This window comes from Verminephrobacter aporrectodeae subsp. tuberculatae (assembly GCF_026127385.1).
Taxonomy (GTDB): domain Bacteria; phylum Pseudomonadota; class Gammaproteobacteria; order Burkholderiales; family Burkholderiaceae_C; genus Acidovorax; species Acidovorax aporrectodeae.
The window spans coordinates 835,249-850,690 of sequence record NZ_QZCX01000001.1 but is presented as its reverse complement, the minus strand read 5'-3'; the positions used below and the strand labels follow the sequence as shown (position 1 = coordinate 850,690).

The following is a 15,442-nucleotide window of genomic DNA, read 5'->3' as shown; positions in this document are numbered from 1 at the left end:
TGCGCGAGCATATACTCCGCGTGCCAAGTCATCAAGTGGCAATGTGGCCTGTCCACTTTGAGCCCCTTGGCTTGCCGAGCGACCCTCACACATCCCACTTTCTTCTCCAATCTGCATGCCGTCAGCGCACTCTCTTCAGGTCACCCGCCTTGAGCGGGAACCCATTTCCGAGCAGATGGTCGCCCAGTTGTTGGGCATGGTCCGCGCGGGCAACTTGAGGGCCGGCGACCGCCTGCCCTCCGAACGCGAACTGGCCGAGTCTTTCGGCGTGAGCCGGCCCTCGATTCGTGAGGCGGTTCGCGCACTGGCCGTGCTTGGCGTATTGAAGACGCACCATGGCGGGGGTATCTATGTGTCGAGCTTGCGTGCCGAAGAACTTCTGGGTCCGCTGCAGTTTTTTCTCTCGCTGGAGGAAACGGCGGTCGATGCCTTGTACGACGCACGCGAATTGATCGAGGGCGGCATTGCGGCACGCGCCGCCGGCGCGGCCACCGAGGAGAGCATCGCGCATTTGCGTGATCTGATTGAGCGGCAAAGAGCAGCCATAGGGGAACCGCAGGCGTATCGCAAGCTCGACATTGAATTTCACGAGCATATTCACGCGCTGGCAGCCAACCCATTCCTTTCGCGTGCTGCCACCAGCCTGAACACACTGGGCCTGGAGTTTCGCACCATGGCATCCGAGTCGCGCCAGGTCATTGCGCAAAGCTTGCTGGACCACGCCGCAATCGTTACGGCACTGGCCGCGAACGACCACTCCGCCGCCGAGCACGCCATGCGCTTGCATATGCGCAATGTCCTGCAATCCACCCGCGAGTCGCTGTCGACTCGCCACGCAGCACACAAACCACCCTTTCAGGACCCGCCATCGTGAACCCACTTCCCGATCTCGAAAACACCACCGTGGTGGTGACAGGAGCGGGCCGCGGCATCGGTGCAGCCACCGTGCACCGTCTGCTGCAGGCCCGGGCCTCGGTGCTGGCGCTGGTTCAGCCAGACACCGGGATCGATTGCGAAATAAGCGCTCTGGCAACGGCGCATGCCGAACGGTTGCGGGTGCTGGCCGTTGACGTGCGCAGTTCGGCGGACGTGGCGCACGCCGTGACCGTTGCCACCCGGCAATTCGGCGGCGTTGCCGCACTGGTAAACAACGCCGGCATGATCCAGCCCATCGGGCGACTGGACACGGTAGACCCTGACGCCTGGGAAGGCGTGCTGGCCGTCAACGCTGGCGGAGCCATGCGTTGCACCCGGGCTTTCCTGCCCTTGCTGCTGGAGCGTCGTGGCACCATCGTCAACATGAGTTCGGGGGCGGCCTACCGGCCTTTGGAAGGCTGGAGTGCCTACTGTGCGAGCAAGGCCGCGTTGGTAATGCTTTCGCGCGCCACCGAACTCGAATACCGTGCCCTGGGGCTGCGGGTGTTTTCGCTCGGCATACCGCCCACGGACACGGCAATGCAGGGCCTCATCCGCAATTCTGGAATCAACGACGTCAGCAAGATCCCGCAGCGTGACCTGACGGCGCCGACTGTAACGGCCGCGGTCGTTGCCTGGTTATGCGGACCTGATGCGCGCGACCGGATTGAAAAAATCGAAATCGACGTGCGCGACCCTGAATTCGCTGCCTTCACCCAGGAAGCCTTGTGAGCATCTCCTGCAGGCAGCGCCGTGTCGTCGTGACCGACTACAACTTCCCCGACGTGGCCGTCGAGCGCGCCGCAGCCGAGCAACACGGAGCGCAATTCATCGCCTGTCAATGCAAAAGCGCCGAAGACGTCACCCAGGCCGTCAAAGACGCCGATGTTGCCGTCGTGCAGTTTGCACCGCTGACCGCACCCGCCATCGCCGGTATGGCTCAGGGCGCTACCGTCATCCGGTATGGCATTGGCTACGACAATATCGATTTGCACGCCGCGTTTGACTGCGGCCTTGCCGTGGGCTACATACCCGATTACTGCACTGCCGAGGTGGCAGACCATACGGTGTCCATGGTGTTGGCTGCGTTGCGCAAGTTGCCGCAACTCGACGCATCGGTTCGCGCTGGTGACTGGAAGGCCGTGGCGGTAGCGAAACCCATCAAGCCTTTCGATCAAACGACCGTGGGCTTCCTGGGTTTGGGCCGAATCGGGAACCTGGTACTCACGCGTCTACAACCTTTTGGTTTCCGGTTCTTGGTGGCGGACCCCCAGATCGATAAGGCGCGTGCAGCGCAATTGGGCGCGACCAGCGTAGAGCGCGACGCGCTATTCAGGCACGCCGATGTGATCTCACTGCATGCACCGGCAACCGCCGAGACTACCCATGTGGTGAATGCGCAGACCCTGCGCACCATGAAGCCTGACGCAATCATCGTCAACACCGCGCGTGGCCGACTCGTGGACGAAGCAGCGCTGGCCCAGGCACTCGCCGCAGGCAACATCAGCGGCGCTGCGCTGGACGTGTTCGAAACCGAAGCGCTCCCGGCAGACTCCCCACTGCGCGGTGCGCCCAATCTCATCCTCACCCCGCACGCTGCTTGGTATTCCGAGCACGCCATCATGCGGCTGCAAGAACTCGCCGCAGCCGATATCGCGCGCATCCTGACGGGACAGGGGCCGCGCTGTCCGGTACCCGGCTCACCCGGGCCCTGAAGCACAAGCATGGAGAGAGACTCAAATGTCCCAGTACACCGCGGCCAAACGCCGAATCACCGTCGATGAAATTTGCGCAGGCGGCTTCTCGACACCCCTGGACGCACCCACTGTGCCGCCCTTTCCATTTGAATTCCGCAACGTCGAGGTGCTGACACTCGCCTACCGCTCCGACCCTGCTGCCATGGCCTGCCTGTTGCCTCCCCCACTGGAACTCACCGGTGACGTCGTGCTGATCCACATCTACAAGATGAACGACACCGATTGGCTTGGACCCTACAGCGAAGCCAACGTGATGTTCGGCGCCAAGCTCCCGGAGGCTGGCCTGGCTGGCGCATATTCGCCCTACCTGTATCTGAGTTCAGAGGTGGGGGTGGTGCATGGGCGCGAGATCCACGGCCAGCCGAAAAAGCTGGGCATTCCGCGCTTGGAAGCGCGCGGCGATATCTGGGCAGGTACGCTGTCACGCAACGGGATCGATATCGTTACTGGTACGCTTGCCTACAAGCAAAACCGCGCTGCACTCTCCGCCCTGTCGGCCATACTCGACTTCAGCAACAACTTCAACCTGAAGGCGATCGACCATATCGACGGTACACCCGCGATCCGCCAACTCACTGCGCGCCGACTGGCCAACATCCACGTCCACGAATGTTGGCAGGGAGCATGCACCGTCGAACTGCGCCCGAATGTGCAAGCGCCGGTGTACCGACTGCCCGTTGCCGAAATGCTCGACGGTTTTTACTGGCGTGGCGATTTCACGCTGGTGCCAGGCACTGTGCTGCACGACTACCTGAAGCCGTAGCCCCTACCCACGTAAAAAAATCATCCGGATTCACAACAGCTTGCCGGTTCGTCCGGCGCATGGAGACAAGCATGCCTTTGAATCATTCCGAAATCACCCCTCGACAGATCCGGCGCGTCCTGTGGGCATCGATTGTGGGGACGGTGATCGAATGGTACGATTTCGTTCTTTTTGCCGTGGCGTCGGGCCTCATCTTCAACAAGTTATTTTTTCCGTCCCTGTCCCCGACGGCTGGTACTTTGGCCTCTTTCCTGACCTTGGCCGTCGGCTTTTTGGCGCGTCCGATCGGCGGTCTCATCATTTCTCATTTTGGCGATAAAAAGGGCCGAAAACCTGCGCTGATCTTTACAATCGCGCTGATGGGCGTATCGACGGTTGCCATCGGTGTCCTTCCGACCCATGCGCAAATTGGCATCATGGCGCCCATCATGCTCGTCATACTGCGCCTGCTCCAAGGCTTGGGGGCCGGTGCCGAGTATGCAGGTGCCCTGGTCCTCGTCGCAGAATATGTTCCAACCAGGAAAAAGGGCTACTACACGGCATTTGTCTTGTCCGCTACAGTCGCCGGGCTGCTGCTTGCGTCGGTCATCTTTCGCCTGCTCTCGCAATTGCCAGAAGAAGATCTCTTGTCCTGGGCTTGGCGTATCCCTTTCTTGTTCTCCGCCGTGCTCGTGGTCGTCGCGTTATATATCCGCAAGCACCTGGAAGAGACTCCAGAATATGTTTTGGCAGTCGGCCAAGCCGATGTGCAAAAGCGTGCTGCCGCCATCCCGCTCGGCGAGGTGCTGCGTGAGCAACCCAAGGCCCTGCTCTGCGGCTTTCTGGCCATGGCTGGCGCGAATGCTGCTACCTACACGCTGAATACCTTCGCCTTGAGTTATATGGTGAACAACTTGGCCTTTCCCCAGTCCGACGCCCTGAACGTTCTCATCCTCGCATCCATAGCCGGCATCGTCTGCACTCCCATCATGGGGGCGATATCCGACCGCTTCGGCCATGCCAAGGTTTATGCTCTGGGCACCTTGTTCATCCTGCTTTACGCGGCGCCCATGTTCTGGTTGATGGATTCAAAGAACATTGCACTGGCGGCTCTGGCGATGACCATCGGCTACGGTCTGGGGTTCAGCACGGTGGCAGGATCACAGGGCGCTTTCTTGACGGGACTGTTCCCGACGCGCTATCGCTTTACCGGCATCGCCTTCGTGCGCGAAATGAATGGGGCAACGATAGCCGGAATGACACCTTTTATTGCAACTTGGCTTACCCAACAGGCGGGCGGACGGTCCACCTACCTCGTGGCTTATCTGATCGCTCTTTGCATCATTTCCATCCTTGCGATCCTGGCATTGCGAAACCCCTGGTGCGGCCCCCACGGCCGCAATGCATTCGGGTAAGCTGTGACCCACTCCTTCCACTTCCTGCGCAGCGGCCATGAGCGACACATCCAACTTCGATTTCGGCAAATTCGTCCCGGGTTTCGACTTTCTGCAAAGCTTGGTCAAGGGGGCGTCCAGCAGCTTCGCGCAACTGCCCAAGCTCTCGAACTGGGTGGCGCCCACGCTCAGCGTGGAAGAGCTGGACAAGCGCATCGAGGAACTCAAGGTGGTGCAGTTCTGGCTGGAGCAAAATTCCCGCGCGCTGGCCGCCACCGTCCAGGCGCTGGAGGTGCAGAAGATGACCCTGGCCACCCTGAAGGGAATGAACTTCAGCATGGGTGACGTGGCGCATGCCTTCAACAAGCCCAGGACCGCAGACAGCGTGGGCGCCACCGCACAGGCCACGCAGGCCGAGCCCGCCGCCGTGCAAGCGCCCGCCAAGCCCGGGGCAGCGGACGCGGACAAACCGGCCGTGGTCGATCCGATGCAATGGTGGGGCGCGCTCACCAGCCAGTTCCAGCAGATCGCTGCGAATGCCCTGAAGGACGCCACCCGGCACACGTCCGCCAGCAGCGCCGAGAACCACCCCACGGGCCCCGCCAAGCAGGCGCGCAAGACGGCAAGCAGCGCCCCGGCCGGCGCCAGCGCGGCCAAAAGGCCCGCCGCAGCCACCAAGAAGGTTGCGGACAGGAAACCCGCGGCCAAACCGACTCCCCGTAGCAACGCTGCGCGCAAGCCCTGACGGGGTACGCTGGGCAACCCATGCTTGGCATCGACGCCATGGCGCAGGCGATTCTTGCGCAGCACGCCGCGCCGTTCGCGGGCTTCGCCCGGGAGCCCGTGCCCGAGCCGGCAGCGCCAGACCCCGTCTATCTGGCGGCGCTGCGGGCGTGCAGCGCGCTGGGCTTCATGGCGCACGACGCGCAATGCCTGGCACGCGCCTGGCAGGCGCGCACGCTGCGCGTTGGCGCATTCCAGGCAACGCCGTGGCCGGACGCGCCCGAGGACTTCGGCCTGCAGGCCGTGCCGCGCGCCCGGGCTTTCGCGCCCTGCCCCGACCGCCTGGGGCTGTACGCCGTGCTGCCCGACGCCGCCTGGGTTGCGCGCATGGCGCGCGCGGGGGTGCCGGCGCTGCAACTGCGCTTCAAATCCTCCGACGCGCGGGCGATTGCGCGGGAAGTGGCGGCCACCGTGCGCGCAGTGCAGGGGAGCCGCGCGCTCCTGTTCATCAACGACCATTGGCAGGCGGCCATCGACGCCGGCGCGTATGGCGTCCACCTCGGCCAGGAAGACCTGGACGCGCTGGACCCCGGAGCACGGCAAACCCTGCGCGCATCCGGCCTGCGCCTGGGGGTCAGCACCCATGGCTACGCCGAAATGCTGCGTGCGGACGCGCTGGGCCCGAGCTACATCGCCATGGGCGCGGTGTTCCCGACCACGCTCAAGAAAATGGCCACGGCCCCGCAGGGCCTGGGCCGGCTGGGCGCGTATGCGCGCTTGCTGCGCAACTACCCGCAGGTCGCCATCGGGGGCATCGGCGCCGCGCAGTTCCCGCAGGTGCTGGCCACGGGCGTGGGCTCCATCGCCGTCGTGCGGGCCCTCGTCAGCGCCCCGAACCCCGAGGCAGCGGCGGCGCAATTGATGGCCTGCATGGCGCCGGCGTCTCCTCCATGAATAAAGCCAAACGCCCACTCGGGGTGGGCGTTTGGCTTTATTGGTTGCGCGAGAAGGATTTGAACCTCCGACCTTTGGGTTATGAGCCCAACGAGCTACCAGACTGCTCCATCGCGCGGCAAGAGGGGGATTGTACCCTATTATTCGGCGGCTTCCTCAGGGTTTTCGGGTTCTGCCGCACGATCCACGAGTTCGACCAACGCCATGGGAGCGTTGTCACCCACGCGAAAGCCCATTTTCAGAATCCGCGTGTAGCCGCCGGGGCGCGCCTTGAAGCGCGGGCCCAGGTCGCCGAACAGCTTGGTCACGCTGTTGCGGTCGCGCAGGCGGCTGAATGCCAGACGGCGGTTCGCCAGGGAGTCTTCCTTGGCCAGCGTGATCATGGGTTCGATCACGCGGCGCAACTCCTTGGCTTTGGGAACGGTGGTCTTGATGGCCTCGTGCGCGATGAGCGAGTTCATCATGTTCTGCAGCATCGCAAGGCGATGCGAGCTGGTGCGGTTGAGTTTACGCAGGCCGTGTCCGTGGCGCATGGTGCTTTCCTTTTGTTTGTGATTGATCAGGCAGCCGTATCAGGTACTGCCCGAGGCACTGTTTCCCCCGAAGGGGCGTAAAAAACCCGATAAAACCTGTCCCTTAGCGCTTGTCCAAACCGGCTGGCGGCCAGTTTTCAAGCTTCATGCCGAGCGTGAGACCGCGCGAGGCCAGAACTTCCTTGATTTCGTTGAGCGACTTGCGACCCAGATTGGGCGTCTTGAGCAATTCGTTCTCGGTGCGCTGGATCAGGTCCCCGATGTAGTAAATGTTCTCCGCCTTCAGGCAGTTCGCGGAACGCACGGTCAACTCGAGCTCGTCCACGGGGCGCAGCAGGATCGGATCGAACGAGGCATTCCCGCGCGATCCTGTCGGTGTGTCAAACGCCGCCAGTTCGCCACCTTCCAGCTGGGCGAATACGGCCAGTTGCTCCACCAGGATCTTGGCCGACGCGCGCACTGCGTCTTCGGCCGTGATGGCGCCATTGGTTTCAATCTCGACGACCAGCTTGTCCAGGTCCGTGCGCTGTTCGACCCGCGCGCTTTCCACCGTGTAGCTCACACGCTTGACGGGGGAGAACGAGGCGTCCAGAACGATCCGGCCAATCGACTTGGTCGATTCGTCGGCGTAGCGGCGCAGGCTGCCAGGCACGTAGCCACGGCCCTTCTCGACCTTGATCTGCATGTCCAGCTTGCCGCCTTGCGACAGGTTGGCGATCACGTGCTCCGGGTTGACGATTTCCACGTCGTGGGGGGTCTGGATGTCACCTGCGGTGACGACCCCTTCGTCGTCCTTGCGCAGGCTCAGCGTGACTTCGTCGCGGCCGTGCAGCTTGAATACCACGCCTTTGAGATTCAGCAGGATGTTGACCACATCTTCCTGAACGCCATCGATGGACGAGTACTCGTGCAGAACACCGGCGATGGTGACTTCCGTCGCCGCATACCCCACCATGGACGAGAGCAGGACACGCCGGATGGCGTTCCCCAGCGTATGACCGTACCCGCGCTCAAAGGGCTCCAGCTCGACCTTGGCACGGTTGTGACCAAGTTGCTCGACATTGATCGCCTTGGGTTTCAGCAAATTGGTTTGCATTCAGACTTCCTCTCAATACCCCCAGCTCGTTACGCCGGTAAGGCTGGTGAAGCGCCTGAACCACGATCCTTCGCGGTTCAGGGACTGTTTCCTGGAAAAATATGCACCGGGCGATCAGCGCGAATACAACTCGACGATCAGCGATTCGTTGATGTCGGCGCCAAATTCATCGCGGTCCGGCACCCTGTTGAAGACGCCTTTGACCTTCTCGGCGTCCACATTCACCCAGGCTGGCATGCCGACCTGGGCAGCCAGTTGCAGGGCTTCGACGACGCGCGCCTGCTGCCTGGACTTTTCACGCACGGACACCAGGTCGTTCGACCTCACGAGGTACGAGGCGATGTTCACGGGCTTGCCGTTCACCGTGATCGCCTTGTGCGACACCAGCTGGCGCGCCTCGGCGCGGGTGGAGCCGAAGCCCATGCGGTACACCACGTTGTCGAGGCGGGACTCGAGCAGGAACAACAGATTCGCACCGGTATTTCCCCTGCGGCTTTCGGCGGTCTCGAAGTAGCGGCGGAATTGCTTTTCGAGCACGCCGTACATGCGCTTGACCTTCTGCTTTTCACGCAGTTGCAGGCCGTAGTCGGAGGTGCGGGCACCCGAGGTGCGACCATGCTGACCCGGCTTGGAGTCGAATTTGGACTTGTCGGCGATCGAGCGGCGTGCGCTCTTGAGGAACAGGTCCGTGCCTTCACGGCGGGAGAGTTTGGCCTTGGGGCCAAGATAGCGTGCCACTTGAACTTCCTTTGTGTCATCTGCCGCAAACCATTGCGGGAGCCGCCTGAGGTGCTTGCGCGTTCACAGGTGGCGGTGGGCTTTGAGAGAGAAATCAGATACGCCGGCGCTTTTGCGGACGGCAGCCGTTGTGCGGCACCGGGGTCACGTCGGAGATCGACGTGATGCGGATGCCCAGCGCGCCCAGCGCGCGCACCGACGATTCACGGCCCGGTCCGGGGCCCTTGATCTCGACGTCGAGATTCTTGATTCCCTGGTCGATGGCAGCACGCCCGGCCACTTCCGACGCCACCTGGGCAGCGAACGGGGTGGACTTGCGCGAGCCCTTGAAACCCTGGCCACCGGACGAGGCCCACGACAGGGCATTGCCCTGGCGATCGGTGATCGTGATGATGGTGTTGTTGAACGATGCGTGCACGTGGGCAATGCCGTCCGAGACGTTCTTGCGGACCTTTTTGCGCACGCGCTGCGCGGCGTTGTTGGCAGGAGACTTGGCCATGATGATCCTTGAATCTCTTTATTTCTTCAGTGCCGCCGCACCCTTGCGCGGGCCCTTGCGGGTGCGCGCATTGGTGCGCGTGCGCTGACCACGCATGGGCAGGCCGCGGCGATGGCGAAAACCCCGGTAGCAACCGATGTCCATCAGGCGCTTGATGTTCATCGTGGTTTCGCGGCGCAGGTCACCCTCAATGGTGTACAGCTCGATTTGCTCGCGAATTTTCTCCAGATCGCCGTCCGTCAGATCCTTGATCTTCTTGCTGTAAGCGATACCGGTTGCGTCGCAAATCTTGCGCGCGCGGGGGCGACCAATGCCAAAAATGGCGGTCAAGCCGATTTCCGCGTGTTTGTGCGGCGGAATGTTAATGCCAGCGATACGTGCCATATGCGTCCTCTGATACTTTCCAATCAACCTTGCCGTTGCTTGTGCCGCAGATCCGTGCAGATCACGCGCACCACACCCTTGCGGCGGATGATCTTGCAGTTGCGGCAGATTTTCTTGACCGAAGCCGAAACTCTCATTGCATTCTCCTGAAACTTTTCCATCCGTCCCGGCGAGCTTGCACGGGACACAATCAACACAAATCCTGTGCCCGCTCCGGGGCGCCAGTTCAAGCCATATCCAACTCAACCACCCGTGCGACCCCTGAAGTTGGCCTTCTTGAGCAGCGATTCATACTTTTGCGACATCATGTAGTTCTGCACCTGGGCCATGAAATCCATGGTCACCACCACGATGATCAACAGCGATGTTCCCCCGAAATAAAACGGCACGTTGTATTTGAGGATCAGGAACTCCGGCAGCAGGCACACGAAGGTGATGTACACGGCGCCTGCCAGGGTCAAACGAACCAGAATCTTGTCGATGTAGCGCGCGGTCTGCTCGCCCGGGCGAATGCCCGGGATGAACGCTCCGCTCTTTTTCAGGTTGTCTGCGGTCTCGCGGCTGTTGAACACCAGTGCCGTGTAGAAGAAACAGAAGAAAATGATCGCTGCGGCATAGAACATCACGTAGATGGGTTGACCCGGCGTCAGCGCACCCGAGATGTCCTTCAACCAGCGCATGGATTCGCCGGCGCTGAACCAGTTCACGACCGTTGCCGGCAGCAGGATGATCGACGAGGCAAAGATCGGCGGAATCACGCCTGCCATGTTCAGCTTCAGCGGCAGGTGCGAGGACTCCTTGCTGCCGCCCATTTGCCGGCGCGCGTGGTTCACCAGAATCTTGCGCTGACCCCGCTCCACGAACACCACGAAGTAGGTCACCAACGCCACGACGATGACGATGAAGATGGCCGCCAGAATGCTCATGGCCCCCGTGCGCACGAGTTCCAGAAGACCGCCGATGGAGCTCGGCAAACCGGCCGCGATCCCGCCGAAGATCAGGATCGAGATTCCGTTGCCCAGGCCGCGCTCGGTAATCTGCTCGCCCAGCCACATCAGAAACATCGTTCCCGCCGTGAGGCTGACCACGGCCGTCATGCGAAAGCCAAAGCCGGGGCTCAGGACCAGGCCCGCAGAACTCTCCAGTGCGACGGCAATGCCCAACGACTGGAACACCGCCAAGCCCAGCGTGCCATACCGGGTGTACTGCGTGATCTTTCTGCGACCGGCTTCGCCTTCCTTTTTCAGCTGCTCGAATGTGGGCAGCACGTAAGTCATCAACTGCATGATGATCGACGCCGAGATGTACGGCATGATCCCCAACGCAAAAACCGTGAAGCGCGAGAGCGCACCGCCCGAGAACATGTTGAACAGGTTCAGGATGCCGCCCTGCTGGCCATTGAACAGCTGCTGGAGCTGGGCCGGGTCGATTCCGGGCACGGGGATATGCGCCCCGATGCGGTACACGACCAGCGCCAGCAACAGAAAGACCAGGCGCCGGCGCAGGTCGCCGAGCTTGCCGGTCTTTGCAATTTGAGCTGCACGGGTAACCACGGATGCCTTTCTCTTTCTGCTTCTGCTTCGCTCAGGCGACGCTGCCGCCCGCAGCTTCGATCGCGGCCCTGGCCCCGACCGTGGCGCCGATGCCGTTGAGCTTCACGGCCTTGCTGAGCGAACCGCTCTTGATGACCTTGACCACCTTGGCCAGATCGGCCACCAGGCCGGCCTGCTTGAGCGCCAGCAGATCGACTTCGGCGAGGCCGAGTTTCTCCAGCGCCGTGAGCGTCACTTCGGCGTTGAACCGCAGCCGCTGCGACTTGAAGCCGCGCTTGGGCAGGCGCCGTTGCAGCGGCATTTGACCGCCTTCGAAACCGACCTTGTGGTAGCCCCCGGAGCGCGACTTCTGGCCCTTGTGGCCCCGGCCCGCGGTCTTGCCCAGGCCGGAGCCTATACCCCGGCCCACGCGGCGCCTGGCGCGCTTGGCGCCGTCTGCGGGCTTGATGCTATTGAGTTCCATGATCCGATCTCTCAGAGGATTTTGACCAGATAGCTGATCTTGTTGATCATGCCGCGCACTGCGGGCGTGTCCTGCAGTTCGCGCACGCTGTTGAGCTTGCGCAGACCCAGGCCGCGCACGGTCGCGCGGTGCGATTCCCGGGTGCCGATCGTGCTGCGCACCAGCTGGATTTTGACGGTTTGTTGCGTCGTAGTCATATATGCAGCCTCCGGTCAGGCGAAGATGTCTTCAACCGTTTTGCCCCGCTTGGCCGCGACTTGCGACGGCGTCGTCGAATTCGTCAGCGCGTCGAAGGTGGCACGGACCATGTTGTAGGGATTCGAGGAGCCATGGCTCTTGGCCACGATGTCCGTCACGCCCAGGACCTCGAAGACTGCGCGCATCGGGCCGCCGGCGATGATTCCGGTTCCCTTGGGAGCGGGGGCCATCATCACGATCGCGGCGCCGTGGTGCCCCGTCACGTTGTGGTGAATGCTGCCGTTCTTCAGCGAAACCTTGACCATGTTGCGGCGCGCTTCTTCCATCGCCTTTTGCACGGCAGCGGGCACTTCCTTGGACTTGCCCTTGCCCATGCCGACACGGCCGTCGCCGTCGCCGACCACCGTCAACGCGGCAAAACCGAGAATGCGGCCCCCTTTGACGACCTTGGTCACGCGGTTCACCGCGATCATTTTCTCGCGCAGACCGTCGTCCCGACCTTCGTCTTGCACCTTGGGTTGAAATTTAGCCATTTTCTGTTTCGCTCCGCTTAGAACTGCAGTCCGGCTTCACGGGCCGCGTCGGCCAGGGCCTTGACGCGACCGTGGTAGGCAAAGCCTGCGCGATCAAATGCCACTTTCTCGACGCCCGCGGCCTTGGCCTTTTCAGCGATTCGCTTGCCGACGATCTGGGCCGCAGCGGCGTTGCCGCCCTTGCCCGATGCACCACCGAGCGACTTGCGCACGTCGGCTTCCGCCGTCGATGCGCTGGCGAGCACCCGGCTGCCGTCGTCGGAAATCACATTCGCGTAGATATGCAGGTTCGTGCGGTTCACGGTGAGCCGCGCAACGCCTTGCTGTGCAATGCGGATGCGGGTCTGGCGCGAACGGCGAAGACGCTGCTCTTTCTTGGTCAGCATGTTGCAGCTCCTTATTTCTTCTTCGTCTCTTTGATCGTGATCTTTTCGTCCGCATAGCGGATGCCCTTGCCCTTGTAGGGCTCGGGGGGACGAACGGCACGAATCTCGGCGGCGATCTGACCGACGCGCTGGCGGTCGGCACCCTTGACCACGATTTCCGTCGGGGTCGGCGTGGCGACCGTGATTCCGGCGGGCATTTCGACGTTCACCGGATGCGAATAACCGACGGCCAGGTTCAGGCTGGAACCCGACGCGGTGGCCTTGTAGCCCACGCCGATCAGGCTGAGCTTCTTTTCGAAACCCTTGCTGACGCCGACGACCATGTTGTTCACCAGCTGGCGGATGGTTCCGCTCATGGCGTTGGCTTCGCGCGAATCGTTGACCGGCGCAAAGCTGAGCCGGCCTTCATTGTTCGACACCTGGACCAGCGCATTTTGCGCAAGCAGCAGGGTGCCACCCGATCCCTTGACGGAGATCTGGTCGTCTTTCACGGACACATCCACGCCGGCGGGGATGGTCACGGGCATTTTTCCTATTCGGGACATTTCGGTTTCTCCTCGCTGCCGCGGGTCAGGCCACGTAGCAGAGCACTTCGCCACCGACGCCGGTGGCGCGCGCCCTGCGGTCGGTCATCACGCCCTTGGGCGTGGTGACGATGGCCACACCCAGGCCGTTCATGACCTGGGGAATGGCGTCGCACCCCTTGTAGACGCGCAGACCGGGACGGCTGACGCGCTCGATGCGTTCGATCACGGGGCGCCCCGCGTAGTACTTCAGGGCAATTTCGAGTTCCGACTTGCCGGCTTCGGTCTTCACCTGGAAGCCGTCGATATAACCCTCGTCCTTGAGCACCTGGACGATGGCAATCTTCACCTTGGACGAAGGCACCACGACCGTGGTCTTGGCGACCATCTGTGCGTTGCGGATGCGGGTCAGCAGGTCAGCGATGGGATCACTCATGCTCATGTTGAATTTCTCCTGCTCGGGGCCTTACCAGCTGGCCTTGGTGATGCCCGGGATATCGCCGGCAAAGGCCATCTCGCGGATCTTGGCGCGGGCCAGACCGAATTGACGGAAGGTGCCGCGCGGCCGCCCGGTGATTGCACAGCGGCTGCGCTGGCGCGTGGGATTCGCGTTGCGCGGGAGCTTCTGCAGGCCCAGGCGGGCGGCTTCACGCTCTTGCGCGCTGCGCTTGGCGTCGCCGGCGGTGGCCTTCAGCTGCGCATACTTGGCTGCGTACTTGGCAACCAATTTTTCGCGCTTGAGTTCGCGCTGGATCAAAGCTACTTTGGCCATGGATCGCCTCAATTCTTGAACGGGAAACGGAAGCCTGCGAGGAGCGCCTTGGCCTCCTCGTCGGTCTTGGCCGTCGTGGTGATGCTGATATTGAGACCGCGCAACGCGTCCACCTTGTCGTACTCGATTTCAGGAAAGATGATCTGTTCCTTGACGCCGACGTTGTAGTTGCCGCGGCCGTCGAACGCGCGGCCGGAGACCCCGCGGAAGTCCCGCACCCGCGGCAGGGCCACGGTCACGAAACGGTCCAGGAACTCGTACATCCGCACGCCACGCAGCGTGACCATGCAGCCTATGGCCTGCCCTTCGCGGATCTTGAAACCGGCGATGGCCTTCTTGGCCTTGGTCACCACGGGCTTCTGGCCGGCGATGCGGGCCAGGTCGGCGACGGCGCTGTCCATCACCTTCTTGTCCGAGACGGCCTCGCCCACGCCCATGTTCAGCGTGATCTTGCTCAGACGGGGGACCTGCATCGGTGAGGTGTAGCCAAACTGCTTCGCCAGTTCGGGAGCGATCTTGTCGCGGTAGATTGTCTGGAGTCGTACCATGTTTGCCTCTTGCGCTTACCTGGCGGTCTTGATTTCAGCGCCGCTGGACTTGTACACGCGAACCCGCTTGCCGTCGTCCAGCTGCTTGATTCCCACGCGATCGGCCTTGCCGGTGGCGGCGTTGAAGATGGCCACGTTGGACTGGTGGATCGGCATGGTCTTTTCAATGATGCCGCCCGTCGTCCCCTTCATGGGGTTCGGCTTGACGTGCTTCTTGACCCGGTTGATGCCGTCGATGACGAGGTGCGTGTCGTCCTTGCGCAACGCCACGGTGCCGCGCCGGCCCTTGTCGCGGCCGGTCAGCACGATGACTTCGTCGCCCTTGCGAATCTTGTTCATGGTGCGTCCTTTTCAGAGAACTTCGGGAGCCAGCGACACGATCTTCATGAACCGCTCGGTCCGCAGTTCACGCGTCACGGGGCCGAAGATGCGGGTGCCGATGGGCTCCAGCTTGGCGTTGAGCAACACGGCGGCGTTGCCGTCGAATTTGATGAGCGATCCGTCGCCCCGGCGAATGCCCTTGGCCGTGCGCACGACGACCGCGCTGTAGATCTCACCTTTTTTGACGCGGCCACGCGGAGCGGCTTCCTTGATGCTCACCTTGATGATGTCGCCAATGCTTGCATAGCGACGCTTGGAGCCGCCGAGCACCTTGATGCACAGGACGGACTTGGCGCCGGTATTGTCGGCAACCTCTAGCCGGGATTCTGTCTGGATCATTGTTCAATAT

24 protein-coding genes and 1 tRNA gene are annotated in these 15,442 nt (G+C 62.3%); 7 read left to right on the top strand and 18 right to left on the bottom strand.

Annotation, left to right across the window (positions count from 1 at the left end; all coding sequences use genetic code 11):
• The first annotated feature begins 115 nt into the window (after nt 1-115).
• From D5041_RS03620 to D5041_RS03590, 7 genes are all read left to right on the top strand, one after another.
• A complete protein-coding gene (locus D5041_RS03620) occupies nt 116-874 on the top strand; it encodes a FadR/GntR family transcriptional regulator (RefSeq protein WP_265282288.1) in 759 nt (252 codons plus the stop codon).
• Nucleotides 871-1,647, top strand: a complete 777-nt coding sequence (locus D5041_RS03615; protein WP_265283889.1) for an SDR family oxidoreductase — start codon at nt 871-873, stop codon at nt 1,645-1,647. Before D5041_RS03620 ends, D5041_RS03615 begins: the two co-directional genes overlap by 4 nt.
• A gap of 29 nt (nt 1,648-1,676) precedes the next feature.
• Nucleotides 1,677-2,630 (top strand): C-terminal binding protein, encoded by a 954-nt coding sequence (locus tag D5041_RS03610; protein WP_265283888.1) that lies wholly within the window; start codon nt 1,677-1,679, stop codon nt 2,628-2,630.
• Between the two features lie 25 nt (nt 2,631-2,655).
• Complete coding sequence (locus tag D5041_RS03605) at nt 2,656-3,435, top strand: acetoacetate decarboxylase family protein (protein ID WP_265282285.1); 780 nt, start codon at nt 2,656-2,658, stop codon at nt 3,433-3,435.
• Nucleotides 3,436-3,506: 71 nt separating this feature from the next.
• Nucleotides 3,507-4,829, top strand: coding sequence for an MFS transporter (locus D5041_RS03600; RefSeq protein ID WP_265258277.1), 1,323 nt, complete (start codon nt 3,507-3,509; stop codon nt 4,827-4,829).
• Between the two features lie 37 nt (nt 4,830-4,866).
• Entirely contained in the window at nt 4,867-5,553 is a 687-nt protein-coding gene (locus tag D5041_RS03595; RefSeq protein ID WP_265283887.1) for a PhaM family polyhydroxyalkanoate granule multifunctional regulatory protein, read from the top strand.
• Between the two features lie 20 nt (nt 5,554-5,573).
• Nucleotides 5,574-6,485, top strand: a complete 912-nt coding sequence (locus D5041_RS03590; protein WP_265283886.1) for a thiamine phosphate synthase — start codon at nt 5,574-5,576, stop codon at nt 6,483-6,485.
• A 41-nt stretch (nt 6,486-6,526) separates the two neighbouring features.
• On the opposite strand, the gene D5041_RS03585 is transcribed toward D5041_RS03590, so the two are convergent.
• The 18 genes from D5041_RS03585 to rplN all read right to left on the bottom strand — a co-directional run bounded on the left by D5041_RS03585 (nt 6,527) and on the right by rplN (nt 15,432).
• Nucleotides 6,527-6,603: transfer RNA gene (locus D5041_RS03585), tRNA-Met, on the bottom strand.
• Between the two features lie 22 nt (nt 6,604-6,625).
• Nucleotides 6,626-7,018 (bottom strand): 50S ribosomal protein L17, encoded by a 393-nt coding sequence (gene rplQ / locus D5041_RS03580; protein WP_265258280.1) that lies wholly within the window; start codon nt 7,016-7,018, stop codon nt 6,626-6,628.
• A 103-nt stretch (nt 7,019-7,121) separates the two neighbouring features.
• Nucleotides 7,122-8,114: a DNA-directed RNA polymerase subunit alpha gene (locus D5041_RS03575; protein WP_010100590.1), complete on the bottom strand. Its 993-nt coding sequence runs from the start codon at nt 8,112-8,114 to the stop codon at nt 7,122-7,124.
• Between the two features lie 114 nt (nt 8,115-8,228).
• The gene (gene rpsD / locus D5041_RS03570; RefSeq protein ID WP_010100592.1) at nt 8,229-8,852 is read right to left on the bottom strand and encodes a 30S ribosomal protein S4; all 624 of its coding nucleotides are present in this window, start codon (nt 8,850-8,852) and stop codon (nt 8,229-8,231) included.
• 94 nt (nt 8,853-8,946) lie between these two features.
• On the bottom strand, nt 8,947-9,351 hold the full coding sequence (gene rpsK, locus D5041_RS03565) for a 30S ribosomal protein S11 (RefSeq protein WP_005793662.1): 405 nt from the start codon (nt 9,349-9,351) through the stop codon (nt 8,947-8,949).
• A gap of 18 nt (nt 9,352-9,369) precedes the next feature.
• Nucleotides 9,370-9,735: a 30S ribosomal protein S13 gene (rpsM, locus tag D5041_RS03560; RefSeq protein WP_010100600.1), complete on the bottom strand. Its 366-nt coding sequence runs from the start codon at nt 9,733-9,735 to the stop codon at nt 9,370-9,372.
• 23 nt (nt 9,736-9,758) lie between these two features.
• Nucleotides 9,759-9,872: a 50S ribosomal protein L36 gene (gene rpmJ / locus D5041_RS03555; protein WP_005793651.1), complete on the bottom strand. Its 114-nt coding sequence runs from the start codon at nt 9,870-9,872 to the stop codon at nt 9,759-9,761.
• A gap of 105 nt (nt 9,873-9,977) precedes the next feature.
• Nucleotides 9,978-11,288: a preprotein translocase subunit SecY gene (gene secY / locus D5041_RS03550; protein ID WP_265258281.1), complete on the bottom strand. Its 1,311-nt coding sequence runs from the start codon at nt 11,286-11,288 to the stop codon at nt 9,978-9,980.
• A 31-nt stretch (nt 11,289-11,319) separates the two neighbouring features.
• Nucleotides 11,320-11,751 (bottom strand): 50S ribosomal protein L15, encoded by a 432-nt coding sequence (rplO, locus tag D5041_RS03545; RefSeq protein ID WP_265258282.1) that lies wholly within the window; start codon nt 11,749-11,751, stop codon nt 11,320-11,322.
• 11 nt (nt 11,752-11,762) lie between these two features.
• On the bottom strand, nt 11,763-11,948 hold the full coding sequence (gene rpmD / locus D5041_RS03540; protein WP_010100606.1) for a 50S ribosomal protein L30: 186 nt from the start codon (nt 11,946-11,948) through the stop codon (nt 11,763-11,765).
• Between the two features lie 15 nt (nt 11,949-11,963).
• Entirely contained in the window at nt 11,964-12,482 is a 519-nt protein-coding gene (gene rpsE / locus D5041_RS03535; protein WP_010100608.1) for a 30S ribosomal protein S5, read from the bottom strand.
• A gap of 17 nt (nt 12,483-12,499) precedes the next feature.
• Entirely contained in the window at nt 12,500-12,868 is a 369-nt protein-coding gene (gene rplR / locus D5041_RS03530; RefSeq protein WP_010100610.1) for a 50S ribosomal protein L18, read from the bottom strand.
• Between the two features lie 11 nt (nt 12,869-12,879).
• Complete coding sequence (rplF, locus tag D5041_RS03525; protein WP_029554051.1) at nt 12,880-13,413, bottom strand: 50S ribosomal protein L6; 534 nt, start codon at nt 13,411-13,413, stop codon at nt 12,880-12,882.
• A 25-nt stretch (nt 13,414-13,438) separates the two neighbouring features.
• On the bottom strand, nt 13,439-13,834 hold the full coding sequence (rpsH, locus tag D5041_RS03520; RefSeq protein WP_265258283.1) for a 30S ribosomal protein S8: 396 nt from the start codon (nt 13,832-13,834) through the stop codon (nt 13,439-13,441).
• Nucleotides 13,835-13,858: 24 nt separating this feature from the next.
• Nucleotides 13,859-14,164, bottom strand: coding sequence for a 30S ribosomal protein S14 (gene rpsN / locus D5041_RS03515; protein ID WP_010100616.1), 306 nt, complete (start codon nt 14,162-14,164; stop codon nt 13,859-13,861).
• An 8-nt stretch (nt 14,165-14,172) separates the two neighbouring features.
• Complete coding sequence (gene rplE / locus D5041_RS03510; protein WP_010100618.1) at nt 14,173-14,712, bottom strand: 50S ribosomal protein L5; 540 nt, start codon at nt 14,710-14,712, stop codon at nt 14,173-14,175.
• 15 nt (nt 14,713-14,727) lie between these two features.
• Nucleotides 14,728-15,051, bottom strand: coding sequence for a 50S ribosomal protein L24 (gene rplX / locus D5041_RS03505; protein WP_010100620.1), 324 nt, complete (start codon nt 15,049-15,051; stop codon nt 14,728-14,730).
• Between the two features lie 12 nt (nt 15,052-15,063).
• On the bottom strand, nt 15,064-15,432 hold the full coding sequence (rplN, locus tag D5041_RS03500) for a 50S ribosomal protein L14 (protein ID WP_010100621.1): 369 nt from the start codon (nt 15,430-15,432) through the stop codon (nt 15,064-15,066).
• Nucleotides 15,433-15,442: the final 10 nt, after the last annotated feature.